22 protein-coding genes and 1 pseudogene are annotated in these 24,436 nt (G+C 69.7%); 13 read left to right on the top strand and 10 right to left on the bottom strand.

Annotated elements, in window-relative coordinates; all coding sequences use genetic code 11:
* Positions 1-6: 6 nt before the first annotated feature.
* Together HII36_RS17940 and HII36_RS17935 are read left to right on the top strand one after the other, a co-directional pair.
* A complete protein-coding gene (locus tag HII36_RS17940) occupies positions 7-651 on the top strand; it encodes a LuxR C-terminal-related transcriptional regulator (RefSeq protein WP_173524345.1) in 645 nt (214 codons plus the stop codon).
* Positions 652-747: 96 nt separating this feature from the next.
* Positions 748-2,667 (top strand): tetratricopeptide repeat protein, encoded by a 1,920-nt coding sequence (locus HII36_RS17935; RefSeq protein ID WP_173524344.1) that lies wholly within the window; start codon positions 748-750, stop codon positions 2,665-2,667.
* Positions 2,668-2,749: 82 nt separating this feature from the next.
* On the opposite strand, the gene HII36_RS17930 is transcribed toward HII36_RS17935, so the two are convergent.
* Both HII36_RS17930 and HII36_RS17925 read right to left on the bottom strand, forming a co-directional pair.
* Positions 2,750-3,109 (bottom strand): hypothetical protein, encoded by a 360-nt coding sequence (locus HII36_RS17930; RefSeq protein ID WP_173524343.1) that lies wholly within the window; start codon positions 3,107-3,109, stop codon positions 2,750-2,752.
* A gap of 145 nt (positions 3,110-3,254) precedes the next feature.
* Positions 3,255-4,742 (bottom strand): MFS transporter, encoded by a 1,488-nt coding sequence (locus tag HII36_RS17925; protein ID WP_217369651.1) that lies wholly within the window; start codon positions 4,740-4,742, stop codon positions 3,255-3,257.
* A 132-nt stretch (positions 4,743-4,874) separates the two neighbouring features.
* Between HII36_RS17925 and HII36_RS17920 the strand changes: the two genes are divergently transcribed.
* Positions 4,875-5,432: a TetR/AcrR family transcriptional regulator gene (locus HII36_RS17920; protein WP_173524342.1), complete on the top strand. Its 558-nt coding sequence runs from the start codon at positions 4,875-4,877 to the stop codon at positions 5,430-5,432.
* A 70-nt stretch (positions 5,433-5,502) separates the two neighbouring features.
* On the opposite strand, the gene HII36_RS17915 is transcribed toward HII36_RS17920, so the two are convergent.
* Positions 5,503-6,126, bottom strand: coding sequence for a HEAT repeat domain-containing protein (locus tag HII36_RS17915; protein ID WP_173524341.1), 624 nt, complete (start codon positions 6,124-6,126; stop codon positions 5,503-5,505).
* 114 nt (positions 6,127-6,240) lie between these two features.
* On the bottom strand, positions 6,241-6,636 hold the full coding sequence (locus HII36_RS17910) for a MerR family transcriptional regulator (protein ID WP_173524340.1): 396 nt from the start codon (positions 6,634-6,636) through the stop codon (positions 6,241-6,243).
* A gap of 57 nt (positions 6,637-6,693) precedes the next feature.
* Here HII36_RS17910 and HII36_RS17905 point away from each other — a divergent pair, with 57 nt between their 5' ends.
* From HII36_RS17905 to HII36_RS17890, 4 genes are all read left to right on the top strand, one after another.
* Positions 6,694-8,244 carry an MFS transporter gene (locus tag HII36_RS17905; RefSeq protein WP_328807760.1) on the top strand — a complete coding sequence of 517 codons (1,551 nt, stop codon included), beginning with the start codon at positions 6,694-6,696 and terminating at the stop codon, positions 8,242-8,244.
* Between the two features lie 413 nt (positions 8,245-8,657).
* The gene (locus tag HII36_RS17900; RefSeq protein WP_173524339.1) at positions 8,658-9,752 is read left to right on the top strand and encodes a ThiF family adenylyltransferase; all 1,095 of its coding nucleotides are present in this window, start codon (positions 8,658-8,660) and stop codon (positions 9,750-9,752) included.
* Positions 9,749-10,978 (top strand): hypothetical protein, encoded by a 1,230-nt coding sequence (locus HII36_RS17895; protein ID WP_173524338.1) that lies wholly within the window; start codon positions 9,749-9,751, stop codon positions 10,976-10,978. The genes HII36_RS17900 and HII36_RS17895 overlap by 4 nt, the downstream gene beginning before the upstream one ends.
* 118 nt (positions 10,979-11,096) lie before the next feature.
* On the top strand, positions 11,097-11,681 hold the full coding sequence (locus tag HII36_RS17890) for a dihydrofolate reductase family protein (RefSeq protein WP_173524337.1): 585 nt from the start codon (positions 11,097-11,099) through the stop codon (positions 11,679-11,681).
* A gap of 74 nt (positions 11,682-11,755) precedes the next feature.
* On the opposite strand, the gene HII36_RS17885 is transcribed toward HII36_RS17890, so the two are convergent.
* Both HII36_RS17885 and HII36_RS17880 read right to left on the bottom strand, forming a co-directional pair.
* Positions 11,756-12,763, bottom strand: coding sequence for an RNA polymerase subunit sigma-70 (locus tag HII36_RS17885; RefSeq protein ID WP_173524336.1), 1,008 nt, complete (start codon positions 12,761-12,763; stop codon positions 11,756-11,758).
* 162 nt (positions 12,764-12,925) lie between these two features.
* On the bottom strand, positions 12,926-13,372 hold the full coding sequence (locus HII36_RS17880) for a DUF2690 domain-containing protein (protein WP_173524335.1): 447 nt from the start codon (positions 13,370-13,372) through the stop codon (positions 12,926-12,928).
* Between the two features lie 120 nt (positions 13,373-13,492).
* Here HII36_RS17880 and HII36_RS17875 point away from each other — a divergent pair, with 120 nt between their 5' ends.
* Positions 13,493-16,261: an AfsR/SARP family transcriptional regulator gene (locus tag HII36_RS17875; RefSeq protein WP_173524334.1), complete on the top strand. Its 2,769-nt coding sequence runs from the start codon at positions 13,493-13,495 to the stop codon at positions 16,259-16,261.
* Positions 16,262-16,293: 32 nt separating this feature from the next.
* On the opposite strand, the gene HII36_RS17870 is transcribed toward HII36_RS17875, so the two are convergent.
* Together HII36_RS17870 and HII36_RS17865 are read right to left on the bottom strand one after the other, a co-directional pair.
* Positions 16,294-17,832 (bottom strand): amidohydrolase family protein, encoded by a 1,539-nt coding sequence (locus HII36_RS17870; RefSeq protein ID WP_173524333.1) that lies wholly within the window; start codon positions 17,830-17,832, stop codon positions 16,294-16,296.
* Between the two features lie 30 nt (positions 17,833-17,862).
* Positions 17,863-18,432: an NADPH-dependent FMN reductase gene (locus HII36_RS17865; RefSeq protein WP_173524332.1), complete on the bottom strand. Its 570-nt coding sequence runs from the start codon at positions 18,430-18,432 to the stop codon at positions 17,863-17,865.
* Positions 18,433-18,518: 86 nt separating this feature from the next.
* On the opposite strand from HII36_RS17865, the gene HII36_RS17860 reads away from it, so the two are divergent.
* Entirely contained in the window at positions 18,519-18,971 is a 453-nt protein-coding gene (locus tag HII36_RS17860; protein WP_217369649.1) for a MarR family winged helix-turn-helix transcriptional regulator, read from the top strand.
* Positions 18,972-19,154: 183 nt separating this feature from the next.
* Here the strand turns inward: HII36_RS17860 and HII36_RS17855 are convergent, their stop codons facing one another.
* A complete protein-coding gene (locus HII36_RS17855; protein ID WP_173524331.1) occupies positions 19,155-21,266 on the bottom strand; it encodes a S8 family serine peptidase in 2,112 nt (703 codons plus the stop codon).
* A gap of 850 nt (positions 21,267-22,116) precedes the next feature.
* Between HII36_RS17855 and HII36_RS17850 the strand changes: the two genes are divergently transcribed.
* Together HII36_RS17850 and HII36_RS57905 are read left to right on the top strand one after the other, a co-directional pair.
* Positions 22,117-22,566 carry a hypothetical protein gene (locus HII36_RS17850; RefSeq protein ID WP_173524330.1) on the top strand — a complete coding sequence of 150 codons (450 nt, stop codon included), beginning with the start codon at positions 22,117-22,119 and terminating at the stop codon, positions 22,564-22,566.
* Positions 22,567-22,804: 238 nt separating this feature from the next.
* Complete coding sequence (locus tag HII36_RS57905) at positions 22,805-22,933, top strand: hypothetical protein (protein WP_268959549.1); 129 nt, start codon at positions 22,805-22,807, stop codon at positions 22,931-22,933.
* On the opposite strand, the gene HII36_RS17845 is transcribed toward HII36_RS57905, so the two are convergent.
* Positions 22,930-23,640, bottom strand: a complete 711-nt coding sequence (locus tag HII36_RS17845; protein ID WP_173524329.1) for a TetR/AcrR family transcriptional regulator — start codon at positions 23,638-23,640, stop codon at positions 22,930-22,932. The genes HII36_RS57905 and HII36_RS17845 overlap by 4 nt on opposite strands.
* An 89-nt stretch (positions 23,641-23,729) precedes the next feature.
* Here HII36_RS17845 and HII36_RS17840 point away from each other — a divergent pair, with 89 nt between their 5' ends.
* Together HII36_RS17840 and HII36_RS57900 are read left to right on the top strand one after the other, a co-directional pair.
* Positions 23,730-24,095: an SgcJ/EcaC family oxidoreductase gene (locus tag HII36_RS17840; protein WP_173524328.1), complete on the top strand. Its 366-nt coding sequence runs from the start codon at positions 23,730-23,732 to the stop codon at positions 24,093-24,095.
* Positions 24,092-24,418: pseudogene (locus tag HII36_RS57900) on the top strand (NmrA family NAD(P)-binding protein); the annotation flags it as partial. The gene HII36_RS17840 and the pseudogene HII36_RS57900, both read left to right, overlap by 4 nt.
* Positions 24,419-24,436 lie beyond the last annotated feature (18 nt).

Here is a 24,436-nt window from a genome sequence, read left to right as displayed (position 1 = left end):
CCGTGCATGCGCATCGTGATCGCCGAGGACGCCGGGATGCTCAGGGAGGCCCTGTGCATGCTGCTCACCTCTCGCGGCCACGAGGTGGTGGCCGCCGTGGGCGATGGCGACGCGCTCCTGACGGCCGTGGCGGAACACGGCCCCGACATCGCCGTGGTCGACGTCCGCATGCCGCCTTCCCACACCGACGAGGGACTGCGGGCCGCGATCCAGATCCGCCGAGATCACCCGGAGGTCGGCGTGCTGGTGTTCTCGCAGTACATCGAGACGCGTTACGCGACCCAGCTGCTCGCCGGCGGCGCCCACGGCGTGGGATACCTGCTGAAGGAGCGCGTCGCCGACATCAAGGACTTCCTGGCCGCGCTCGACCAGATCGCGGCCGGGCAGACCGTCCTCGACCCCGAGGTCGTCACCCAGATCATGGGCGCCAGCCGCCGCGCGGAGACCCTGGGCACGCTCACCCCGAGGGAACGCGAGGTGCTGGCCATGATGGCGGAGGGCCGTTCCAACAACTCCATCGCCGCCGCGCTGTTCCTGTCGTACGGCTCGGTGGAGAAGCACGTGACGCAGATCTTCACCAAGCTCGGCCTGTCTCCGTCGGACAACGACCACCGCCGGGTACTCGCCGTCCTGCACTACCTGCAGGCCTGACCATCCCACCCGCGAGGTGTGTCCGGGAACTTCTACCTTCCGGCGGACCCGACGGTTGATGTCGTTCTGTCGTCGGGCCACGATATCGTCCCGATCATGGCGCTCGATCGGATCACTTCGGAGATGTTGCTTCAGCACCCCGTGGCACCTGACGGGCCCAATCCGGATCTGCGATACGCACAGGTACTTGCGAAACAGGTCGAGGCTTTGCGTGAACAGCCCCGCGAAACCTGGCCCAGCCCGGACGCCCCGGCGGGACCGCTCAGGAGCCTCGGCGCCGAACTGAAGCATCCAGGCTGGTACGACCTCGCGCGCCTGGCATATCTCGAGGCGATCGACGTCTACCGCGAGGACGTCGCCACCGACCATCTGGACGATTACCGCCACACGTTGTGGTCCCTGGGACGCGTTCTCGTGGAGCTCAGGCGCTACGAGGACGCGCTGCCGATCCTGCAGGAGGAGCGGCTGGTGAGCCTGCGCCTGGCGGTCGTTGACGGCTCCGCCCTCGATCTGGCGGACGACGCGCGAACCACGTCCATCGAGATTCTGGTGAGACTCGGACGGCACGGCGAAGCGCTCGACTCGGCCGCGGAAGCAGTCCGTGAAATCCGTCAGCAATCAGCTGGCCGGCGGAAAGACCATGCGTTGGCGTACGCGCTCGGCCGGTTCGCGGACCGCCTGGCCGGCGCCGGCCGTTTCGACGAAGCGGTCGACGCCGCGGCCGAGGCGGAGAAGATCTGGCGCAGGTACAACGACGCCGATGACGAACCGGATTGGAACATCAACACCCAGCACGGCAAAGCGTTGGAGCGGCTGAGCGAAGCTTTCGCCCAGGTCGGCCGATACGAGGAGGCGTACGCGGCCCTCGTCGAACGCGTGGAGATGCGCAAGCGACTGGTCGACGCGGACGACGACTTCAACGAAGAGTTCGTGTCGCGCGGCCTCGCCATCACCCTGAACAACGTGGCCCTCGATCTGGGCCGGTTAGGCCGGCATCACGAAGCGCGGGCCACCTTCGAAGAAGCCGTAAGTCTCGATCGTGCACTCGCAGCGCGAGCGCTGGATCGTCAACACCGGTTCGAGCGCTTGTTCCCCGACGAGGAGGACTTTCTCGACGCAGGCGATGAGCCGATCGGCAGGGAGCTTTTCGACGACGGCGGACTGAGTGAGGTCAACGACCTTTTCGATGACGAGGAACTGGACGAAGAATTCATCGAGACCATCGAGTTCGACGACCAGATCCGGGACGATCACCTCACCGATTTCCGCACGAAGGTTCGCGAGGCCGACCTGCACCTGTGCGTCAGCCTCTACAACCTGGGCTCATGCCTCCACGGGCTGAACCGGCTCGAGGAGGCGTTGGCGGCGGACTCCGAGGCGGCCGAGATCGCCCGCCGCCACCAAGGCGCCGACTCGCAGCTCGCACTGGCGTTGAACAACAGGGCATGCGTCCTGGCGGACCTGGGCCGTCATGAGGAGGCGCTGGAGGCCGTACTGGGAGCCGTCAACCTGCTCATCACCCTCGCCGCCACCGACCCCGAGGCGCATGAGCGGACCCTCGCGCTCGCATTGCATACGTTGAGCGTGTCAGCGTCGGGGCTGAACCCGCACGAGGAGGTGGTCCTGACCGCCTCACTGCAGTGCCTGGCCCTCTATCGGCGCCTGTACCGACGCGACCCCCACCGTCTGGCGGGAGATCTCGCCTGCGCGTTGGCCGATCACGGCCTCGTACGATCCCGGCGAGGCGAGCACGCCGAGGCGCTGGCGGCCACGGCGGAGTCGGTGGAGATGTACCGGCGGCCGGCCACCCGACATCCGGCGCGCTACAACAGCGGACACGCGCATGCGCTGCTGACCTTCGCCGAGGTCCGCACGGCCGTCAGCGAAGCCCAAGCCGAAGGACGCGCGGCCGCGGAGGAGGCGGTCGCGCTGCTCCAGTCGCTCGCCGCGACCGTACCCGAGGCCTACGAGCACCGCTTGAGCCCCGCGCGCTCAGTCCTGCGCCGCCTGGATTAGACGGACGTTCTTCCCTGGTGCTGCGCCGAGATCCCTGCCGGTTTCGGCGCCGTACTCGTCCACGACCGTGAAAGACGCGTCCTCATGCCCGCTTCGTGACCAGCGCGCGTACCCACAGGTAGCCGAGCAACGAGAGCCCGGCGCACCCGGCGATCGCCATGATGACCGGCCCCGCCGACGGCGGGCCGGACAGCAGGCCGCGCAGGGTCTCGGTGAGCGGGGTGAACGACAGGTGCCGAGCCAACGACCGCACACCCGGCCCCCGCTTGCCGGCCGGCACGAGCCCGATCGTGATCCCGATGGCGACGAGGCTGGCGAGCATGGCGTCGTAGCAGGCCAGCGGCACCCGCCTGGGGCAGCGGAAGTCGATGCCGTCCAGGACGATCTCGTTCCGGTACGCCCTACGCGGCCTCGCGGCGGCCACGATCAGTAAACCGTTCATGGTCGCTACGGTCGTTGAACGCTCTGATGCCCGGCCGATGCCGCGCTGACACGACCGCTGACGCGGGCGCCGCCAGCCCTCATGCCTCACGCATCCGACAAGATCAGAAAGTTCTGACCTGAGAGAATTCGCCAAGGGCCGGAGATCAGTAGTCCGACTTCGCCAGGTCGGCTTGTGCGGAGACGCCGCGCAGCATGACGGCTGCGAAGATCGCCACCCCGGTGAGGATCAGGGCCGCGAGGCCGCCCGTCCACGCGAGCGCCTGGGTGAACGACGTCACCGCGGCGTCGGCGAGCGCACGTCCGAGCGCGGTGGGCAGTTCGGTGGCGAAGGCGAGGGCTGCGGCGAGCGTCTCCTCGGCCGCCGAGAGCACATCGCCGGGCAGGCCGGCGGGCGCATGGGAGGACAGGCCGGTCCGGTAGAAGCCGAGCAGGACGGAGCCGAGAACGGCTGTGCCGAGGGCTGTGCCCACTTCGTAGGCGGTCTCGCTCACGGCTGCGGCTTGTCCGGCGTGCTCCGGGCGTACGGAGCTCATGATGATGTCGTTGGTCAGCGTCAGGCCGACCCCGGCGCCGAGCCCGACCAGGCACAGCGAGATGGCGATCACGAACGGCGGGGTCTGGGGTGTGAGGAACAGCAGCATCCCGAATCCCGCCGCGGTGATGACGCCGCCCGCCGACACGAGGATCGACGCGGGGATCTTCTTGATGAGCGCGGCGGCGAGGAACCCCGCGATCGCGGAGACCGCGGCCTGCGGCAGCATCCAGAGGGCGGCCTGAACGGTGGAGAGTTCCGCGACGAGCTGCAGGTGCTGCGTCAGCGCGAAGAGCGCGCCGACCAGGGCGAACACCGACAGCAGGTCGACCACGACCGCGCCGGTGAAGGAGCGGACCCGAAACAGCCGGACGTTGATCATCGGGTTCGTGATGCGCAGCTGGCGCACCACGAACAGCACCAGAAGCACGGCGCCAACGACGAACGTGATGAGCGCCGCCGGCGGCTTCTCTCCCTCAGCGAGGGTCTTCACGCCGTAGACGAGCGTCACCATTCCGGCGAGGGAGAGCGCGATGCTGGGGACGTCGATGCGTCCCGGCATCGGGTTGGCGCTCTCGGGCACGAAGATCGGGGCGAGCGCCAGCAGGATGATCATGACCGGGATGTTCATCAGGAAAGCGGCCTGCCAGCTGAAGGCTTCGATGACCCAGCCGCCGACGATCGGGCCCGCCGCGGCGCCCGCGGAACCCATCGCGGCCCATACCGCCATCGCCGTGCGGCGCTGGTTCCGATCGAGGAACATGTTGCGGATGATCGACAGCGTCGAGGGCATGATGGTCGCGCCGGCCACCCCGAGCAGCGCTCGGGCGAGGATCAGCATCCACGCCGCGCTCGCCAGCGCTCCCAGCACGGACGCCGCCGCGAACCCCACCGCTCCGATCAGCAGGAGCCGGCGGCGGCCGATCCGGTCGCCGAGGGACGACATCGTGATCAGCAGACCCGCGAGCATCAGCGAGTAGATGTCGAGGATCCACAGTTGCTCGGTGCCGGAGGGCTGGAGATCCGTGGTGATCGCGGGCAGCGCGAAGACCAGCACCATGCCGTCGATGGCGATCAGCAGCATCGGCAGCACGAGCACTGCCAGTCCGATCCAGGTACGAGCTGTCGCTCGCTGCGTGTTCTCGGTCGTCTCTCCCTCTCGAGCCAGTTACTTCACCAAACGGTATACTACACCAAGCGGTATACTAACCCTGGAGGCGAGGAGGGTGACATGGCACGACCGAGCGGGCGATCAGCGATGATCGAGGCGGCCCTGCGCGTCGTCGAGGAACGCGGCATCACCGCGCTCACCCTGGACGCGGTCGCCGTCGAAGCCGGGGTGACCAAGCGCGGGCTGATCTACCACTTCCCGACGAAACACGCGCTGCTCGCCGGGATTCACGAGTTCCTCGCGGATCGCGTCGAGCGGGGACTGCGCGAGGCGACCGGCAAGGAACCGGAGGACGCGACGCTCGTCGAACGCACGAGGGGATACGTGCTGGCGTGCACCAGCGCCTCCACGCGTCTGGAGACGCGTCTCATCGCGGAGGCGGGCAACGAGCCCGACTGGATGGCTCCCTGGCAACGGGTCTACGACCGCTGGTTCCCCGGTGACGCGGTGCCGATCGACGAGCGCGACGACGAGGCGATGCGGTGCCTCATGGCGCGTATGGCCGCCGACGGGTTCTGGGGATACGAGAACGCCCTCGGCGCCTCCCTGCCCAGCGGGGTCAGGAAGCGGCTCGTCGACGAGATTCTCGCTCTCATCCCCGAGCCGCCGGCGCCCTGAGCGGCAAGGCTCTTTCCGCTTCCTTCTGCTGCCCGAACGATCAGACTGCCCGAACGATCAGACTGGCCGACTACAGAGTCTGATAGTCGCGATATTCGCGGGAAATCGACAGCTTCGCGACTTCCTCGAGGTCCCTTCGGCCTGATTCAGCGCACCGAAGAAGAAAGTCGTGGACGATTTCTCTCGGCCAACCGGCGGCGGCCGCGGCCGGCCAGACGCGGAGCATGTCGATCGGATCGCGTTGCTCCACGAAGCGCAGGATCCTGCTGATGTCATCGTCGTCCGGAACCATCCGCAGCATGGCCATCGCCCGGAACGCGCCATCGGTCAGGTGGTCGTCATCCAATTCCAGGCACCAGAAGATCGGCGATGTGTCGCGGTCGGAGGATCTCCCCAGCCGGACGATGGCATTGCCCAAGGCCGCGTACGTGGCTGCATATGCCGGTTTACGAGAGACGGCGAGATCCTTCAGAAAAGGCAAGGCCCGGTCATCCCCGCACATCCCCAGAGCCATGATCATCTGATACTGCGTCTCCCAGGTGCGGCGCTTTTCTACTTCTCGCCGCAGGGCGGCGAGAAGGGCCGGTACGGCCGCCGGATCCTGCAGTTTCCTCAGCCTCTTGGCGGCGGCGCGCCGTCGAGGCGATGAAGCATCCGCCAGTTGATCCACAGCCTCGCGAAAGCTCAACGTCATATCTTCTCCCCATCGGGTGAGCTGGTCAGAACTTCCAGAAAAAGGCACCATGTTCGCCGCCGTTCGGCATTTTACTTCTCTGGCCTTTGTCGTGGAGCGTCCGAACCGGAATCGTCAGGACGCCGGGGTGAGCAGGGCGCGGGCGGCGCGCTCGGTGTCGGGGGGTGCGGTGGCGATGACCGCGTCCAGGGTGGTGCGGGCGGTCTCCAGCTCGTGGATGGCGGCCTGGATGCGGGCGCGTTCGCGGTGCAGGTCGAGCAGGAGTTCGGGGCAGTCGGCGATGAGGGCGTCGCCGTCCTTGCCCATGCAGGGCAGCAGGTCGGCGATGGCGGTCGTGGACAGTCCGGCGGCGAGCAGGTTGCGGATGTGGCGGACGGTCGCGACGTCCGATTCGGCGTACTCGCGGTAGCCGCTGGGCAGGCGCTCGGGGTGGAGGAGGTCCTGTTCCTCGTAGTAGCGCAGGAGACGCCGGTTGACCCCGGTGCGGCGTTCGAGTTCCCCGATGCGCATGGTTCCTCCGGCGTGCGGCTTGACTGTCACATCGATGTGACAGTTTAGCTTGGCCGCATGACACCGCCATCTGAACGAGAAGTCGCAGGTCGGAGCCCGGATGCCGTCGGGGCGCGACAGTGGGCCGGGCTCGCGATGCTGGCCCTGCCCACCTTGCTGCTCGCCATGGACGTCACGGTGCTCTACCTCGCCGTGCCGCGATTGTCGGCCGATCTACGGCCCACCGGCGAGCAGCTGTTGTGGATCACCGACGTGTACGGGTTCATGATCGCCGGTTTCCTCGTGACGATGGGGACACTGGGCGACCGGATCGGGCGACGCAGGCTGCTGATGTGGGGAGCGGGCGCGTTCGGCGTGGCATCGGTGGCCGCCGCGTACGCCCCCAGCGCGGAGGCGCTGATCGCCGCCCGCGCCCTGCTCGGGATCGCGGGCGCGACGCTGATGCCCTCCACGCTGGCACTGATCAGCAACATGTTCCGTGACGCACGCCGGCGAGGGACCGCCATCGGCATCTGGGCGGCGAGCATGTCCGGCGGAGTCGCCCTGGGGCCGGTGGTCGGCGGGGCGCTGCTGGAATCGTTCGGATGGGGGGCGGCGTTCCTCATCGCCGTGCCGGTGATGGCGCTGCTGCTGGTGGGCGGGCCGCTGCTGCTCCCGGAGTACCGCGACACCACCGCGGGACGGTCCGACCTGGTCAGCGTCGCACTTTCCCTGATCACCATGCTGACGATCGTGTACGGCGTCAAGCTGCTGGCCCACGGCGGCGACCCGATCCTGAGCGGCGGGATCGTCCTGGCCGGCCTGGCCGCCGGAGCGGTGTTCCGGCGGCGGCAGCTCAGGCTCGCCGCCCCGGTGCTCGACGTGACGCTCTTCCGCAATCGCGCACTCACCGGCGCCCTGCTCGTCCTGCTCCTGGGCCTGGCCGCCACCGGCGGCACCTACCTGTTCGTCACGCGATTCCTCCAGGGCGTCGCGGGACTGTCACCGCTGGCGGCGGGCCTGTGGCTGGTTCCCTCGTCGGTCGCCATGATCCTCACCTCCCTGGCCGCCCCCGTCCTGGTACGGCGGCTGCCCGTACGGTTCGTGGTCGCCGGGTCCCTGGCGGTATCGGCGGCCGGCTTCCTCCTGCCGGCCCTGCTCGACCAGGCGGCCGGGCTCCCTCTCCTGATCGCCGGCATCGTCGTCGTCTACGTCGGCCAGGGCCCGATCATGGCGCTGGGCACCGGCCTCGTCGTCGACTCCGCCCCGCCGGAGAAGGCCGGATCCGCTGCGGCCATGTCGGAAACGAGCACCGAACTCGGCCTGGCGCTGGGCGTGGCCGTCCTGGGCAGCGTCGGAGCCGCCGCCTACCGCCAGGCCATGCCTGACGCGCTGCCCGCCGGCCTCCCGCCGGAGGCGACCTCCGCCGCCCGCGACTCGATCGAGGCCGCGGTCACCGCCGCCACACGGCTTCCGCCCGCTCAGGCGGAGGCCGTACTCGTCCCCGCCCGGGAGGCGTTCACCATGGGACTCAACCTGGTCGCCGGCATCGGCGCGGCCGTCACCCTGGCCCTGGCCGTACTCGCCTTGATGGTCCTGCGCAGACGGTCACCGGCCGCGGACGCCTGAGACCCGCCACGGCCGAACGGCCTCTTCGACCTCGGTCACGCCCAGGTAGCAGGTCACTTGGCGGGTGAAACCCGGGAATTCCTCGCCGCACTCGCGTCCCCCGGATCCGCGACTGCAGATTTTTTGCAGCCGTTCTGCATACCCCGTCTGTGATCTTGCCAGTGGACGCGCGTGCGTATGTGCTCGAACGCCCGATCACTCACCCCACAGGAAGGTGGAGGCATGGAAAAGATCGAACGTCCGGTCGACGAGAGCTCGCCCAAGAAGAAGGTCAAGCTGGAGATCAAGCGACTTGAGAAGGTCGAGACCACTCAGGTGGCCCGCCTCAACGGCTGATCGTAGGTAAGTGCTCCATCGGCCGGTCAGACGCATTCTGGCCGGCCATCCCACGTCCAGCCAGCGAAAGGGATCTCGTGCGTCTGCCCCGCGTCAAGCGTGTCCACCAGCCGACGGCCCTGCCGAGGGACCGCATCCTGATCGGCCTCATGCAACTGGGGGTCTCCGCCGAGATCCAGGACGACGAGGACGGCTCGATCGCCCGGCTGCTCGATCTGATGGACGGCACCCGGACCGTCGAGGAGATTCTCGAAGCCTTCGCCGAGACCCATCCGGGCGCCGACGAGGACGACCTGCGCGAGGTCATCGACGGCCTGGTCGCCAACGGGTTCGTCGAGGACGCCGGTGCCCCCGTTCCGGCCGATCTGACCGAGCGCGAGGTCGCCCGGTACGCGTCGGCCAGTCACTACTTCGCCTGGATCGACACCACCCTGCGCAGTTCCCCGTACGAGATCCAGGCTCGGCTGAAGCAGGCTCGGGTAAGCCTGCTCGGCGTCGGCGGCACCGGTTCCGCGGTGGCGGCCGGGCTGGTCGCCAGCGGCATCGGCGCGCTGCGGCTGGCGGACTTCGACGTGGTCGAGGAGGACAACCTCACCCGCCAGCTGCTCTACACCGAGGCCGACATCGACCGGCCCAAGGTCGAAACCGCCGTGGCCCGGCTGCGAGCCATGAACAGCCTGTGCGATGTCACCGGAGACACGGTCAGGGCCGAGGGCCCCGACGACATCGTCAAGCTGATGGAAGGCTGCGACGTGTTCGTCCTGTGCGCCGACGAGCCGGACCCCGACATCATGTTCTGGACGAACGAGGCGGCGCTCCGCACGCGCACGCCCTGGTTCGTCAGCTTCTACACCGGGCCGATGGCTGTGGTCGGCTCGTTCGTGCCCGGCGAGACGGGCTGCTGGGTGTGCCTGCGCAGGCAGGAGGACCAGCGCGAGATGAACGCGCATGGCCGTGCCCTCACCGAAAAGAGGCCGAACGCGGTGATCGCGGCCAGCGCCAACGTCAGCGGGCACCTGTGCGCGCTTGATGTGATGTACCACTTGGGCGGGCTGCCGGTGCAGGCTCGAGGCCAGCTCTTCCACTGGAACTACGCCGTCTGGGATCACTCCTACAACGTCCAGGTCCCGCGCTTCGACGACTGCCCGGCCTGTTCGGTGAACCCGTCGTGACCGGCGCGGTCGAGTTCCACCCGCTGATCAGCCGCCCGGACGACGACGATCCCGACGTGGTCGTGGTCGGCCGGCCGGAGATCGGCGAGTTCGTCGAACTGCCCGCCGAGTACGGCGAGGCCATCCGCCTGCTCGGCGACGGCCTGACGGTCGAGGAGGCCGAGCGACGGCTTGCCGACGAGCGGGACGTGGAGATCGACGTCGCCGAACTCGTCGAAGTGCTCTCGGACCTGAACTTCGTCGCCTCGGTGGACGGCAGGAAGCTGCCTGCCACCGAGGTGCCGCGCGTGCACTTCCCCCGCCTGGCGGCCCGGCATGTGTCGTGGATGTTCAGCCTGCCGATGAAGGCGCTGTGGGTGCTCGTCGTGGCCGCCGCCGTGCTCACGCTGGTCGCCGATCCCGGGCTGCTGCCGCACTACGAGCACTTCTTCTGGAGCGAGTACGTCGGATTGTCGGTGCTGGGCGCCACCGTCATGATGTCGGTCACGCTGAGCGTGCACGAGATGATGCATCTGGTGGCGGCCAGGTCGCTGGGCGTGCCGGGACGCATAGGTTTCGGCACCCGGCTGCACAATCTCGTGGTGCAGACCGACGTGACCGCGGTATGGGGCGTGCCCCGGCGGCGGCGCTACCGCGTCTACCTGGCGGGCATGGCGGGAGACGTGTTCCTCCTGGCGACGCTGACGCTGATGGTGGCACACCTGCCGCTGCCCGGCCTGGTTTCGGCGCTGTGCCGATCGCTCGTGGTGGCCGTGCTGATGACGATCCCGTTCCAGCTCCAGGTCTACATGCGCACCGACCTGTACTACGTGCTGCGTGACCTGCTGCGGACCCGCAACCTCTTCGACGACGGCCTCGCCTACGCCGGCCACCTGCGTGACCGGGTACTGGCCCGGCTGCTCGGACGTCCAGGGCCGGGCCAGGATCCCACCGCGGAGCTGTCCGTCCACGAGCGGCGGGCCACCCGGATCTACTCGGTGTTCCTGGTGACGGGAGTGACGATCACGCTGACCTCGGTCGTGCTGTTCGCCGCGCCGATCGCGATCGCGGGACTCCTGCGGGCAGTGGGCGACGTGGCCGGCGGGCTGACCGGCGGGCCGCTGCTGCCGGGGCTGGACGCGGGCCTGCTGATCCTCATCGAAGGCTGCATCCTGATGCTGTTCGTGGTGACCTTCGTGCGCGGGCACCGGCACTGGTTCCGCCGCCGCCGTCCGCGGACAGCCTGATCGCGAGCCGGCGTCGCGAGGGATCGCCCACCTCCTCTGGACGCGGATCGCGCACCGATCAGGTTTCCGCGCGGCGACCGTCTGTACCAGTGAGATCGACTCACAGGAGGCTGGCACGATGCGGAAACTGACCTTCGCGATGAACGTGACCCTGGACGGCTACATCGCCGCGCCCGGCGACGACCTCGGCTGGAGCGGCGGGGACGGACCGGACGCGTCACCGAACGCCGAGCTGTTCCAGTGGTGGTCCGACCGGGTGGCCGCGACCGGCCTGGCCCTGTACGGGCGCAAGCTGTGGGAGACGATGAGCTCCGACTGGCCGACCGCCGACAAGCGGCCGGGCGCCACACCGGCGGAGATCGAGTACGCGCGCCGCTGGTGTGACATGCCGAAGGTGGTGTTCTCGTCGACGATCGGCCAGGTCGACTGGAACGCCCGCCTGGTCACCGGAGACGCGGTCGCCGAGATCGCCCGGCTCAAGGCCGGGGACGGCGGCCCGATGGACATCGGCGGCGCCACGCTCGCCGGTGCCGCCATGCGTGCCGGACTGATCGACGAGTACGTGCTGGTCACCGCGCCGGTCCTGGTGGGCGGCGGCACGCCGTTCTTCACCAGGCTGGACGGCTGGGTGAACCTGAACCTGGTCGAGACGCGGACGTTTCCCGGCGGCCTGCTGATGACCCGATACGAGACGAGGCGATGAGGAAACCCCTGCTCGTGTCCCGCATGAACTGCTGACCGACTCGCTGAAGACGAGGACGCCGGCCCGCGCGCTGGTCACAGCGTCGCGGGCAGGCCCAGCCACGGTTTGTCGGTGGCGTCGAATCCGGTGAGCTCGGCGATCTTCCCGTCGGCGATGCGCAGGACCGCGATGGTGAACAACCGGTGTTCCGGGTCGCCGGGGGCGCGCAGGTACAGCGCGGCGGCGGGCATGCGGTTGACCGTCGTGGCGATGCAGCGCCAGTCGTCGTAGCCGCGCCGGAAGAGCCCGCTGGAGACCCAGCCGTCCACCGCGTCCTCGGCCGTGACGACCAGGGCGCCCGGGTCGGGCAGCATCGTGAAGCGCAGGTCGTCGCGCAGCAGGGCCGTCAGCCCGTCGAGGTCGTTGCGCTCGTGGGCGTCCATGTACGACCGCACCACGCCGCGCTCGTCGTCCGACAGCTCGTGCGTGGCAGGGCTCCGCCAGTCGAGGCGGCGGCCGGGCAGCCGCTCGCGCATCGTGACGCGCGCCCGCTGCAGCGCGCTGGTCACCGACGCGACGGTCAGCTCGAGGACGTCGGCGGCCTTCGACGCAGGCCAGCCGAGGACGTCGCGCACGACGAACACCGCCCGCTGCCGCGGCGGCAGATGCTGCACGGCGACGATGAACGCCAGCTCGATCGTCTCCCGCGCCACCACCGATTCCTGCGGGTCCTCCGGGAGCATCCGGTCCGGGTAGGGCTGCAGGTAGTGCACCTCCGAGCCGGCGCCGGGCAGCTCGGCAGGCACGGGTACGCGGTCGTTGCGCTTGTCCAGGAAGTCGAGGCAGGCGTTCGTCGCGATCCGGTACAGCCAGGTCCGCAGCGCGGCGTGACCTTTGAAGGACTCCCGCTTGTTCCACGCCCGCAGGAACGTCTCCTGCGTCATGTCCTGGGCGTCCTCGTAGTGGGCGAGCATCCGGTAGCAGTGCACGTGCAGCTCACGCCGGTAGCGCTCGGTGATGAACGCGAACCGTGCCGCGTCCTTCGAGCGGGCCGCCGCGATGAACGCGTCCTTGTCGTCGCCTGGCAGGCTGCCGTCGGTCATGGTCGTCAATCCTTCCGCGGGTGGCGAGGGGCTACCAGGACTGACGACGTGACGGAGGATTTCTGATCGGTGAATTCGCCGCGCTGCGGAGGGCCTGGGGGGTGACGCCCACTGAGCAAAGGGGGTCCACCGCGGCGGCGGACCCCTCGTGAGCGCGCTGCGTCAGTCGCAGGCACTTCTTCCAGTGGCGCCCTTGCCCTGGTTGGCGCTGCCCGAGCCCTGATTGGCCGTGGCGGTGCCCCAGACGCAGATACCGGGCGCCCAGAGCATGTTGCCCCAGTGCCAGCCGTTGTTGCCGGCCTTGTACGTGAAGCTGTCGCTCCGCCCGTCCTCGGTCCAGATGCGGATCACGCCCGTCGCGCGGGATGAGACCTTGATCTGCACCCAGTTGGTCTTGCATTTCGCCGACCAGTACAGGTAGAGCGTCCCGAGCTGCTCGCCGCCCGAGTTCTTGATGGGGACCGTGAGCCGTTTCGAGGCTCCCTCGTCGCAGTTCGTCGCGTACGGATCCTTGTGGTCGTAGGCGTGCGCATACGCGGGTGAGACCAGCAACGCCAGGGCGCCCAGCGCCGCGCCCGCCGTCATCGCCGCACGCGTGGTTTTCCGCATCTGTACCTCCCGAGTCCGAGTGACAGCCAGGAGGCTACGAATATCCGTCCATACAGACGCCATAAAGTCGCAACAGATTCTGATCACCCTGACGCGCGCATTGCCCTAAAGTCAGGACGGATGCGCCATATGTTTGGAGTGCTGGGTCCTGTCCTGGTGCGCCTGGGCGACGGGGGATATGCCCGGCTCAGCGGCAGGCAGCGAGCCGTGTTCGCGACGCTCGCGTTCCACGCGGGCGCCGTCGTCTCCCGCGACCGGCTCGAAGCCGCGGTGTGGGACGATCCTCCCCCTTCCGCGGTGGCCAACCTGCAGACCTACATCGCCCAGCTGCGCAGGATCCCTCCAGTGGCCGAGCGGTTGCTCACGGTGGGATCCGGATACCAGCTGCGGGCCGGGGCCGACGAGGTCGACCTGCTAGCCTTCCGCGAGCACGTCCGCCGGGCCCAGGACGAGGACGACCCGGCCGCCCGGGCGCGGTGGCTGGAGCAGGCGATCGGCCTGTGGCGCGGACGTCCCGCCGAGGACGCCCCGCTGGGGTCCACCATGACGGCGGCCCTGACCGAGCTCGAGGAGCAGCTCGCCGAGGCCCGCCACAGCCGGGCCCAGGCCAGGCTGGCACTCGGCCTGCGCGTCGAGGTCATCACCGAGATGCGCGCGGTCGTCAGCGAACACCCGATGCGCGAGCGGGCGTGGGAGCTGCTCATCGAGGCGCTCTCCCAGGCCGGACGGCGCGCCGAGGCGCTGGCCACCTACCGCCAGGCCCGCGCCGTGCTCGTCGCCGAGCTGGGCATCGAGCCGGGACCGGCGCTGCGTGCCCTGCACGCGGCGGTGCTGTCCGACGACGTCGAGCGGCCGCGGCCCCGCCGCCCGATCTGCCAGCTGCCCGCCGAGATCGCCGACTTCGTCGGCCGCGAGGACGAGCTGGACCGGATCGCCGCCCTGTGCGGCACGGGCGGGCACGCGCCGGCCGTCGTCGTCCTGACCGGATCTCCGGGCGTGGGCAAGAGCACCCTGGCCGTCACCGCCGCGCACCGCCAGCGCGACGACTTCCCCGACGGGCAGCTCTACCTGCAGCTCGGCGGCGCCACTCCGCGCGATCCCGCCGCGCTGCTGGCCGAGCTGCTGCGGGCGCTGCACGCGCCGTCGATCCCCGACTCGGCCGAGGAGCGGGCCACGCTCTACCGCTCGACCGTGGCCGACCGGTCCATGCTGATCGTGCTCGACGACGCGGCCGACGAACGGCAGGTGATCCCGCTGCTGCCGGGCACGCCGCGCTGCGCCGTCCTGGTGACCAGCCGCGGCCTGCTGCCCGCCTTGCCCGGCGCCCGCGTCGTACGCCTCGCCGTGCCCTCGCCCGGCGAGGCGATGGCACTCCTGGAGCGCATCGCCGGCCGCGACCGGGTCCGCGCGGAACCCGCCGCGGCCGTGGAGATCGTGAGCTCGTGCGGCGCCCTGCCGCTGGCCGTCAGGGTCGCCGGAGCCCGGCTGGCCGCCCGGCCCGCGTGGCCCCTGGCCAACCTGGCCGACCGCCTGGCCTCGGCCCGCACCCTCGACGAGCTGGCCCTGGGCGGTCAGGACGTCAGGACCCACTTCGCTCTCAGCTACGAGGCGCTGGCCGCGGACGCCCGCCGGGCCTTCAGGATGCTGGGCCTGAGCGGGCTGCGATGCACCGCCGAGTGGGCCGTCGCGGCGCTGATGGACCGCCCTGACCAGGAGGCCGAGCAGGCCCTGGAGACCCTCACGCTGGCGGGCCTGGTCGCGACCGACGACAGCGGCCGCTACCGCGTGCACGACCTGCTGCTGGCCTACGCCCGCGAGCGCGCACACGCCGACGACCACCCCGCCCGGCGGGCCGTGGCACTCGACCGCTTCACCCGCGAGTGCCTGCGACGCCTGCGCGACGCGGCCCAGGACCACCCGCCCGCCATGATCCCGCCCGACTCCTGGACGCCCACCGGGCCGGCGGACGGAGACTGGCTGCACGCGGAGCGCGAGACCCTGATGACCGCGATCACGCTGGCCGAGCCCTCGGTCGCCGCCGGTCTCGGCCACCACCTGGCGCCCTTCCTGGCCGTGAGCGGCTTCGCCGACGAGGCCGTCGCCGTGCTGACCTCCCTGCTCACGCGGGCGCCGGGCCAGGCGCGGCGCACCGGCCTGCTGCTGGCCGACATCAGCCTGGAACGGCGCCGTCCTGCCGAGGCCAGGCGGATCGCCCAGGAGATCATCGCCGACCCCGGCAGCCCGCACCTCGCCCTGTACGCCATGAACGCGCTGGCCGCGTCCCACCTCATCCAGGGCGAACTGGACTCCGCCCGCCCGCTCCTCGACCGCGCGGTCGCCGGCTTCGAGGCGCTGGGCGACACCAACGGCCTGGTCAACGCCCTCACCACCACCGCGGGCGTGCACATCAGCGCCGGGGAGCACCGCCAGTGCGTCGCCGTCTCCCACCGGGGCCTCGCCGTCGCGACCACCCGCGGGCTCGGCGACTACGCGGTACGCCTGCATCGCGGCCTCGGGATCTCCCTCTACGCGATGGGCCAGGTCGAGGAGGCGATCCGCCACTACGAGGACAGCATCGCCCGCAGCCGCGAGCTCGGCTGGGGACCCGGCGTGCAGATCACGATGCGGCGGCTGGGTGAGGCCTACGCCGCACTCGGACGCCACGACGAGGCCGCGGCGATGCTGGAGCACTGCCGCGACCTGTTCACCATGACCGGCGACACCTACGGCCAGGCGCTGACCGCCTACACCCTCGGAGACCTGCGCCTGGCCCAGAACCGGGTCGAGGAGGCGCGCGAGCACTTCATGCGCTGCCACCGGCTGAGCGGCGACGCCGGCCTGCGCGCCCGCGCGCTCCAGCGGGCCGAGGAGTGCCTCGCCGACCGCTAGGACCGGGGCTCGCGGAGGGGCTTTCCTGGGCGCTACGCGAACAGGTCCTTCCGCACGCCGTACGCCTTGAAGAGGTAATCGCGCGAGGCTTCGAGCTCGTGCCGGAGCCGGTCGAGGTCCGCATCGAGCAGGCGCCCGCGCCACTTGCGGACCTTGCCGGCGACGATCACGGTCTCCACGTTGGTGCGGTCCATCAGCGAGACGACCGCCCCGGGCACGTTGTTGAGCGGGGCCACGTTGAGCGCGGTGGCGTCGAGCAGGACGATGTCGGCCTGCTTGCCGGGCGTGAGCGTCCCCGTCCTGTCGCCGAGCCCAAGGTGCTCGGCGCCGGTCGAGGTCGCGTACCGCAGCACCTCCTGGACGGTGAGCAGCGACGGCGTGCCCTCGGCCGGCGTCGGCCAGTGGTTCGGCGGCACCGGGTCGCCCTGGTCCAGGACCAGCTGGTTGACGAGCATGCGCTGCATGGTCATCGCGCCGCGCATCAGCGTGAACGGGTCCGCGGCCATCGTGGTCTCGACGTCGGAGCTGAGCGAGGGCTCCATGCCCAGCTCCCGCATCTTGAGCATCGGCGGCGTGCCGTGCCGCATGACCATCTCGATGGGGACGGCGAGGGAGACCTGTGCTCCGGCGTCCCGGATCTTCCGCCACGTCTCGTCGGACATGCCGGTCATGTGGATGAAGAGGTTGTCCGGCCCGACCCGAAGCCCTCCGGCGCCCTGGGCCACCTCGTCGAGCGTCGGCCGCATGCCGAACGCGCCGACCGCGTGCGCGGCGATCTGGAGGCCCAGCTCGCGGCCGATCGTCCAAGCCCTGGTGTACACCTCCTTGCCGAGGTGCAGTTCGCCGCCCATGACCATGGTCACCAGCTGGTCGTCCGAGGAGAACCACTGATCCCTGATGCGGCGAGCGTCCTGCGGGTAGCGGGCTCCCGCGCGGCCGTCGCCCTCGAAATAGCCGAACGCGGCGCGCCGCCCGGTGTCCGTCAGCGCCTGGATCGCCGCGTCGCTGTGCTCGGGGGAGTGGTGGATCTGCGACACGTCGAGGACCGTGGTCACGCCCGCGTCCAGTTGGGAGAGCCCCGCGAACAGCTCGTTGACGTAGACGTCCTGCGGCCGGTACACCTTCGCGAACCCGCGCAGGACGTGCTCGATGTAGTTCGGGGACGCGCTCGGCGACCCGGAGCCGTCGTCCTGCAGCAGGCCGTTGGGGAGGAACGCGCGCACGGCCGTCTCGAACTGATGGTGGTGGGTGTCCACGAAACCCGGCATGACGATGCGCCCGCGCGCGTCGATCACCTGCGCGCCGCCCGCGTCGACACGGGGCCGGACCGCCACGATCTTCTTGCCTTCGACCAGCACGTCGGCGACCTCGAAGTCGCCCACCTTCGGGTCCATCGACATCACCGCCCCGCCGCGGATGACATAGCGCCGGCCGGGGCCGCCGCTGCCGGTAGGCGCCTGATCACCGCTCCGCGCCGCGGCCGGTGACGCCGCGAGCAGGCTCGCGCCCGCTGCGGCGGCGGCCGAGGTCTTCAGGAAATCCCGGCGTCGCGCAACGCTCTCGTTCGACATGTGAATCGCCTTTCAAAGGTGCTCAAGAGATCAGGAGACGGGGACGGCACGCAGGGGGGCGAGCGCGGCGCTCCAGGACACGACCTGGCCGAGCATGGTGCCGAGTGATTCGAGCTGATGGTCGCCGGGCGTGAACGCGGTGAGGTCCTGGAAATCCGTCATCAGGTGGAGCGTGACCTGCTGGCGCACGTCGGCCAGGTGCAGGTTGCCGGCGATCGTGCGCAGGTGCTCCACCGCACGGGCGCCGCCCGCCATGCCGTACGACACGAAGCCGACCGATTTGTTGCCCCACTCGGCGTACAGGTAGTCGATGGCGTTCTTCAGCACGCCGGGGATGCTGTGGTTGTACTCGGGCGTCACGATGACGAAGCCGTCGAAGGAGGCGATGACGCCCGCCCACTGCTTGGTGTGCTCGTTCTCATAGACGCCGAACGCCGGCAGGAGCGCCTCGTCCAGGTGCGGCAGCGGGAAGTCGCGCAGGTCGACGAGCTCGAAGACGGCGTCGTCCCGTCGCGAGGCGACGGAGTGCACCCAGGCGGCCACCTGTTCGCTGTTCCGGTTGGGACGGGTGCTGCCGACGATGATGCCGATCCGGGTCACGGCGGTCTCCCTCAAACGAGTTGATGTGTCAACTGGAGGCTAGGAGCCGTCGAGTTGATATGTCAACTCGCTGGTAGGGTGACCTCATGGCGCAGCTGGGATTGACCGAACACGAGCTCCGCGCATGGCGGACGTCCTTCCGGATGGTGGAGCTGCTGCGAAACCGCATCGAGCAGCAACTGCAGGCCAGCAGTGACCTGTCCAACGCCGACTACACGGTGCTCGCGCTGCTGTCCGAGACACCCGGCAGGCGGCTGCGCGCCTACGAGCTGGCACGGGTCGCCGGCTGGGAGAAGAGCCGCATGCACCACCAGCTCACCCGGATGGAGCGGCGCGGCCTGGTCGCCAGGGAACGGTGCGGCTCGCGCGGCATGGACGCCGTGCTCACCGAGGAGGGCCTCGCCGCGCTGAAGAAGGCCCTGCCCGAGCACGCCGAGGAGGTACGGCGCCTGTTCGTCGACCGGCTGACCCGCGAAGAGCTCGACCAGTTCGCCTCGCTCGCCGCCAAGATCCTCAACGGCCTGGAAGCGGAACAGTGACGTACGCGCCGGCGTCACCGCCCATGGGCGTGGGGCGTCTCCAGCCGGCCGGCTGGAGACGCCCCACGTGTGCGTCGCGGCCCGGGGAGTGGCCGCATGTGGTCTGATCCGACGCCGACGTGATCGGCTTCACCGGCGACCGCGAACGGCCTGACCTGGCCCGGCGCGGTCACCCGGCTGGGCTCAGCCGAGGAACATGTCGTCCCAGCCGGTGCCGATCACCGTTCCGTGACCGATGAAGGGGTCGGCGCGCCTGCCGGTGTTGGCGAACAGCAGCAGCTCTCCCGTGCTCGTCCTGCGGGTGACCAGGTCCGTTCTGCCGTCGTTGTTGAAGTCCCGCGCGAGCAGGGCGTTCAGGCTGGCGCCGGTGCCGACGCGGGTTCCCGCGCGTCGCAGGGGGAGGGTGGGATTACCGGAGTGGGTGAACAGCAGGAGCTCTCCGTTGCTGGTTCTGCGGGTGAGCAGATCGGGTTTGCCGTCCATGGTGAAGTCGCCCGCGACGAGGGCGTTCATGGTGTCGAAGCCGGTGCCCACGCCGGTCCCGTCACCGGTGAAGGGGGTCGCGGGGTTGCCGGTGTGGTCGTACAGCCGGAGTTGTCCCGCGGCCGTGCGGGTGAGCAGGTCTATTCTGCCGTCGAGGTTGAAGTCACCTGGGACAAGAGCGGTCATGGGACCGAAGCCGGTGCCGACGACGGTTCCGTGACCGGTGAAGGGGGTCGCGGGGTTGCCGCTGTGGGCGTACAGCCGGAGCTCTCCCGTGGACGTCTTGCGGGTGAGCAGGTCCGCTCTGCCGTCCAAGGTGAAGTCGGCGGAGATCAGGGCGTTCATGCCGCCGAAACCGGTACCCACGCGATAGCGGGGCTTGAAGCCAGAGGCTCCGTTGCCGGGATACAGATAGAGGTCGCCGGCCGCGTCGCGGGCCAGGACGTCGGCCTTGCCGTCGAGGTCGAAGTCGGCCAGAGTTTTCGCCGGTGTCTTCATACCGACGGCGGTGTCGAGCTGCAGCCGCGGCGTGGTGACGGTTTTTCCGTCGCTTTGGTAGGAGATGGGCCGACCGGCGTTCTCGATCTTCCCTTCGAGAGACCCGACGGAGGGGGCCCGCCCGAAGACCTGGCGCAGCACGGCGAAGGCGCCGGCGACGTGCGGGGCGGCCATGGAAGTTCCGTCAAAGGACTCCTGCTTGTTGGTCCCGCGCGGGACGCCGGGGACCGAGGAGGTGATGTCGTCACCGGGGGCGAAGACGTCCAGGAGTGAGCCGCGGTTGCTGAAGTTGGAGATGTCGTCCGCGTCGGTGGTGCTGCCCACGGTGATGGCCGTGGAGATACAGGCGGGGCTACCGACGGCGTCGAGGTGACCGTCGTTGCCGGCCGAGATGACGGTGGCCACTCCGGCCTCGCGTAGGCGGTCGATGGCTTCCTTGAGGGAATCCCCGTCGCAGTCCCCGATATGCCTCCCGCTGCCCAGGCTGAGATTCGCCGCCGCTATCGACTTCCCGTCCTTCGTGGTCAAGCCGTAGATCCAGTCCAGCCCGGCCAACTGGTCGCTCGCGAAGCTGAGGACGCACGGCGGACCCGCGTCCCCGCAGTCGTCGCTGGAGTTGTGCCTGCTGAAGACCTGGACCGCGATGATCTCCGCCCTCGGGGCCACGCCGCCGTTGCCTGCGGCGATTCCGGCCACGTGGGTACCGTGCTCGCATTCACCGCGAAGGTCGTCGCGGGCGCAGGGGGCCTCCGGGTTCTGGACGTCTGCGGTGCCTGGCCCGGTCTGCCGTTCGCTGCCGTTCGGGCACAGGCTGGTGACCTGCTCATCCTCGTCGTTGGTGGAGAAGCACGCCTGGGCGACGACCCGGGGGAACAGGAAGGGGTGCAGGACGTCCACCCCCGTGTCCAGGATGGCGACCGCGGTGCCCTCGCCGGTGTGTCCGGCGACACGGGTACGATCCGCGCCGATGAGCGCGGTGCTCTCGTCGAGCGTCGGAGGGACGGCTTTGTCCTCGGAAATGCTGACTACGCCCGGCTGGCGCCTCAAGCTGTCCAGCGCGGCCCGGTCGGCGCGCAGGGTGACCACGGGAAAGTTGACGTACCTCTGAAGCACCTCGCCGGTGGCGGCCATCGCGGCGGGGAGGTCGGCGCGGTCCTCGGTCACCACGTTCACCCGGACGGTGCCGCCGGCCGCCACCTTGTTCGCCAGCCCGGGTTCCACCAGCGGGTTGGCCGGGTCGGCCGGGTCGGGTGGCGTGGCGGCGGCCACGCTGCCGGGGACCACCGATAAGGCCACCGCTGTCGCGAGGGCCATAGCCGCGGTTAAGGCGCGGCGGGCCAGGGAATTCATGATCACTCTCCACTCCAATCGTTGATCACGGCCGCCGGTTCGGGGCCGTGCGGGAGGATCCATGGCAATCGGGCTCGCCCGGCACCGCCGGCCACCGGAGGTGGCGGGTCCAGAGCGGCGCCATGACGAGGAGAGACGTGGGCAGGGTGATGTGTGCTCTCGACGGGCTGGGTTCAGACGTACGTCGACAGGCTTGACGGAGGCTCCCGGCCCGTACCTCGGCCGCCCCGCGTGAGGGGCCTTACAGAAGCACGCCGGCCACGGGCTGTTCAGGGAGTCACTGGAGGCGTACGGGTCCACAGATGCGCATGCCGAGCAGAGGCTGGATCGGTGGCCGCGCACGGCCACCGTCCCTGTGCCTCGACGTCAATTCGCGACGCGGCCCGCACGCCTGGATATCTGTCTTTCGCGAAAAGTTTCATGAGGAGCCGGGGCGGCCGTGAGGGCCGTCTTCCACCCAACGATGGACATGAGTTCTCCCTTTCGGTTCCCTTCTGCCTCTCCGGCCTTCATTTCGTGAAAGGAAGGGCGTTCGACCGCTCCGGACGCGATGGGCTTCCGGCCTGCTTCCCCGAGCATGTCGGCGGGCGGGTTAGTGACGCTTTCACAGCGCTTTAGCGGCTGGTCAGGCCCACGAAATGTGATTCATGCGATCGCCCGCCCATGCAAGGTCGAACCTCCCAGCGCGACCGGCCGTCGGGGAGGGATTCCGCGCCGTACGACCCCGCGCTCCGCGCTACCTGTGACTCCCGGCAAACTCGCTCACCCGATGCCGCGTCCAATCAGCTGAACGTGCACGCGGAAGGAGACGATCGTGAGCCCGACCGCCGGTAAGAAGGCCACGAAACGTGAACAGGCCACCGGCTGCGGCTGTCTGGTCGTGATCGTGCTGCTGATCGTCGCCGGCTGCAACGCGCTGTTCGCCGGCGATGAGCCCGCGCCCGGGCCGATGACCCCCACGCCTGCCGTGTCCGCATCCGTGCCGAGCGCCACGGCCGAGCCCGCCGAAGACCTCGACGAAGACGGCATCGAAGACACCCTGGACAACGACGCCGACGGCGACGGAGTGCGGGCGGCGAACGACATCGACGACCTCGACCCGGACAAGGGCAAGCGCCGACCAAAGCGCACGCCAACCGCACGGCCGGAGCCGGAGCCGGTCAGAACGATTCGCCCTGGCGCGTTCTGTGGCGACCCTGGCGCGGTCGGGGTCGGATCGAACGGCCGCACCTACACCTGCCGGGACGGGCACTGGCGGCGGTGACCTTAGCCGGTAGAGGGCTTCGAGCGGGGCACTCGCGTCTCTGTCAGTCCGCCGTGTCCTGTGACATGTTCATGTGATCACCGATAGGACGTGGGCTGAAGCCGACCCGCGATGTCCGTCGTCGAGTCGGCGCACCGCGTGGCAAAGCGGTCCTCATCGACGAAGGCCCCGCCGAGGCCGCACCCGAGGACGTCGCGGCCACGGTGCGCGACTCGACGACCGCAGCAGCTACAACATCGTGAAGATCTTCCACGACCCCGAGCAGCTCACCGCCGACCTGGCCGACGCCTCCGGGCTGGACCGAGACCGGTGCCTTCTCCACGGTCTGTTCCGGGCGCCTGCGGAGACCGTACGCGGCCGCTCCTAGGTCGCCCAGCGCCCGGTGAAGATCTCGGCGCCGGGCGGGGAGCCGGGCAGCGGCTCGTTGCCCGGGCGCAACCCGTCGAGCGCGATCGCGACCAGCCGCACGCGGGCCTGGTTCGCGGCCGGCAACAGGTCGTCCCTGCCCTGCTTGCGCACCTGATCGACCGCCGGGGAGCGGCCGAACTGCTCGACGAGCAGCGCGATGTCGACCGCGGTCACGTCGCCGCGCAGCACGCCGGCCCCATGTGCCCGCCGGACGAGTTCGTCGAGCAGCTTGTCGCCGCGGCTGGACTTCGCGCTCATCTCTGCGGTCACCTCGACCGTCCCGGCGATGGGCGCCAGTGTCCCCTGTCCGAACTCCACGCAGGCGCGGACGAATCCGGCCAGGCCGGCCCACGGGTCGGGATCGGCCAGGCCGCGCTCGGCCGCGGCGTTCCAGTGGTCGAGCGAGATCACGCTGAGCCGCTGGAACAGCTCCTCCTTCGTCCGGTAGCGACGGTAGAGGCTCCCGATGCCGACGCCGGCCCGGGCCGCGATGGCGGCCACGGACGCGTGCGCGCCGTCCTCGGCGAGCACGTCGCGGGCGGCCTGGAGCAGCGCGCGGTCGTTGCGCTCCGCGAGGTCCTTTCGCGTGGCGCGGTCTCCTGGGACGTCGCGGTCTCCTGGCGCGTCGCGGTCTTTCCGTACGTCGCGGTCTTTTCGTGTGGTCATCGCCACAGACCTTACCAGTTGCGGAGCGATTCGCTCCGGCATAGTCTCCATGCGGAGCGAATCGCTCCGCGAATATCGAGAGGTGTGACATGAACCCTGAGATCGAGGCGATCGAGCAGGTCGTCCGCGACGCCGAAGAGCTGCAGAACGACGTGGCCGGCTTCACCGCGCTGCTGACCGAGGAGGTGTCCCTGGTCAACTTCACCGGGATCCGGCTGCGCGGCCGCGAACAAGTTCAGGAGGTGATGGCCAAGGCGGTGCGGACCCCGCTGAAGGACGTGCTGACCAGGAACGAGCTGCTCGACATCACGTTCCTGCGGCCGGACGTGGCACTGGCCAACCTGATCAAGCACGTCAACGACGGCCGCACGGGAGCCCTGACGTTCGTGCTGGTCAAGGACGACGGCACCTGGCGGATCGCGCTGGCGCAGACCACCCCGGTGGTGACGTCATGAGGACCGCGCTGGTCATCGGCGCCACCGGCCAACAGGGCGGCGCCACCGCGCGGCACCTGCTGGCCCGCGGCTGGCAGGTCCGCGCCCTGATCCGAGACACACGAAACCCCAAGGCGCACCGCCTGGCCGGTGCCGAGCTCATGACCGGCGACCTCGAAGATCCCGCTTCCCTGGTCAAGGCCATGCGCGGAGTGGACGCCGTGTTCAGCATGCAAGCCCTGGCCTACGAGCCGGACACCCTCAAGGCCGAGGTACGGCAGGGCGTTCACGTCGCCGACGCCGTCCTGGACGCCGGGGTCGGGCACCTGGTCTACAGCTCGGTCGGCGGCGCCGAGCGGCGC

Source organism: Nonomuraea antri, from assembly GCF_013283785.1.
Taxonomy (GTDB): Bacteria; Actinomycetota; Actinomycetes; order Streptosporangiales; family Streptosporangiaceae; genus Nonomuraea; species Nonomuraea antri.
The sequence above is the reverse complement of the archived record's forward strand: the minus strand, read 5'-3'. Positions and strand labels throughout refer to the sequence as shown.

Bases quoted from the DNA above. Each gene is read 5' to 3' on its own strand.
- HII36_RS17940 (WP_173524345.1), top strand. From the start codon at position 7: ATGCGCATCGTGATCGCCGAGGACGCCGGGATGCTCAGGGAGGCCCTG.
- HII36_RS17935 (WP_173524344.1), top strand. From the start codon at position 748: ATGGCGCTCGATCGGATCACTTCGGAGATGTTGCTTCAGCACCCCGTG.
- HII36_RS17930 (WP_173524343.1), bottom strand. From the start codon at position 3,109: ATGAACGGTTTACTGATCGTGGCCGCCGCGAGGCCGCGTAGGGCGTAC.
- HII36_RS17920 (WP_173524342.1), top strand. From the start codon at position 4,875: ATGGCACGACCGAGCGGGCGATCAGCGATGATCGAGGCGGCCCTGCGC.
- HII36_RS17915 (WP_173524341.1), bottom strand. From the start codon at position 6,126: ATGACGTTGAGCTTTCGCGAGGCTGTGGATCAACTGGCGGATGCTTCA.
- HII36_RS17910 (WP_173524340.1), bottom strand. From the start codon at position 6,636: ATGCGCATCGGGGAACTCGAACGCCGCACCGGGGTCAACCGGCGTCTC.
- HII36_RS17905 (WP_328807760.1), top strand. From the start codon at position 6,694: ATGACACCGCCATCTGAACGAGAAGTCGCAGGTCGGAGCCCGGATGCC.
- HII36_RS17890 (WP_173524337.1), top strand. From the start codon at position 11,097: ATGCGGAAACTGACCTTCGCGATGAACGTGACCCTGGACGGCTACATC.
- HII36_RS17885 (WP_173524336.1), bottom strand. From the start codon at position 12,763: ATGACCGACGGCAGCCTGCCAGGCGACGACAAGGACGCGTTCATCGCG.
- HII36_RS17880 (WP_173524335.1), bottom strand. From the start codon at position 13,372: ATGCGGAAAACCACGCGTGCGGCGATGACGGCGGGCGCGGCGCTGGGC.
- HII36_RS17875 (WP_173524334.1), top strand. From the start codon at position 13,493: ATGCGCCATATGTTTGGAGTGCTGGGTCCTGTCCTGGTGCGCCTGGGC.
- HII36_RS17870 (WP_173524333.1), bottom strand. From the start codon at position 17,832: ATGTCGAACGAGAGCGTTGCGCGACGCCGGGATTTCCTGAAGACCTCG.
- HII36_RS17860 (WP_217369649.1), top strand. From the start codon at position 18,519: ATGGCGCAGCTGGGATTGACCGAACACGAGCTCCGCGCATGGCGGACG.
- HII36_RS17855 (WP_173524331.1), bottom strand. From the start codon at position 21,266: ATGGCCCTCGCGACAGCGGTGGCCTTATCGGTGGTCCCCGGCAGCGTG.
- HII36_RS17845 (WP_173524329.1), bottom strand. From the start codon at position 23,640: ATGACCACACGAAAAGACCGCGACGTACGGAAAGACCGCGACGCGCCA.
- HII36_RS17840 (WP_173524328.1), top strand. From the start codon at position 23,730: ATGAACCCTGAGATCGAGGCGATCGAGCAGGTCGTCCGCGACGCCGAA.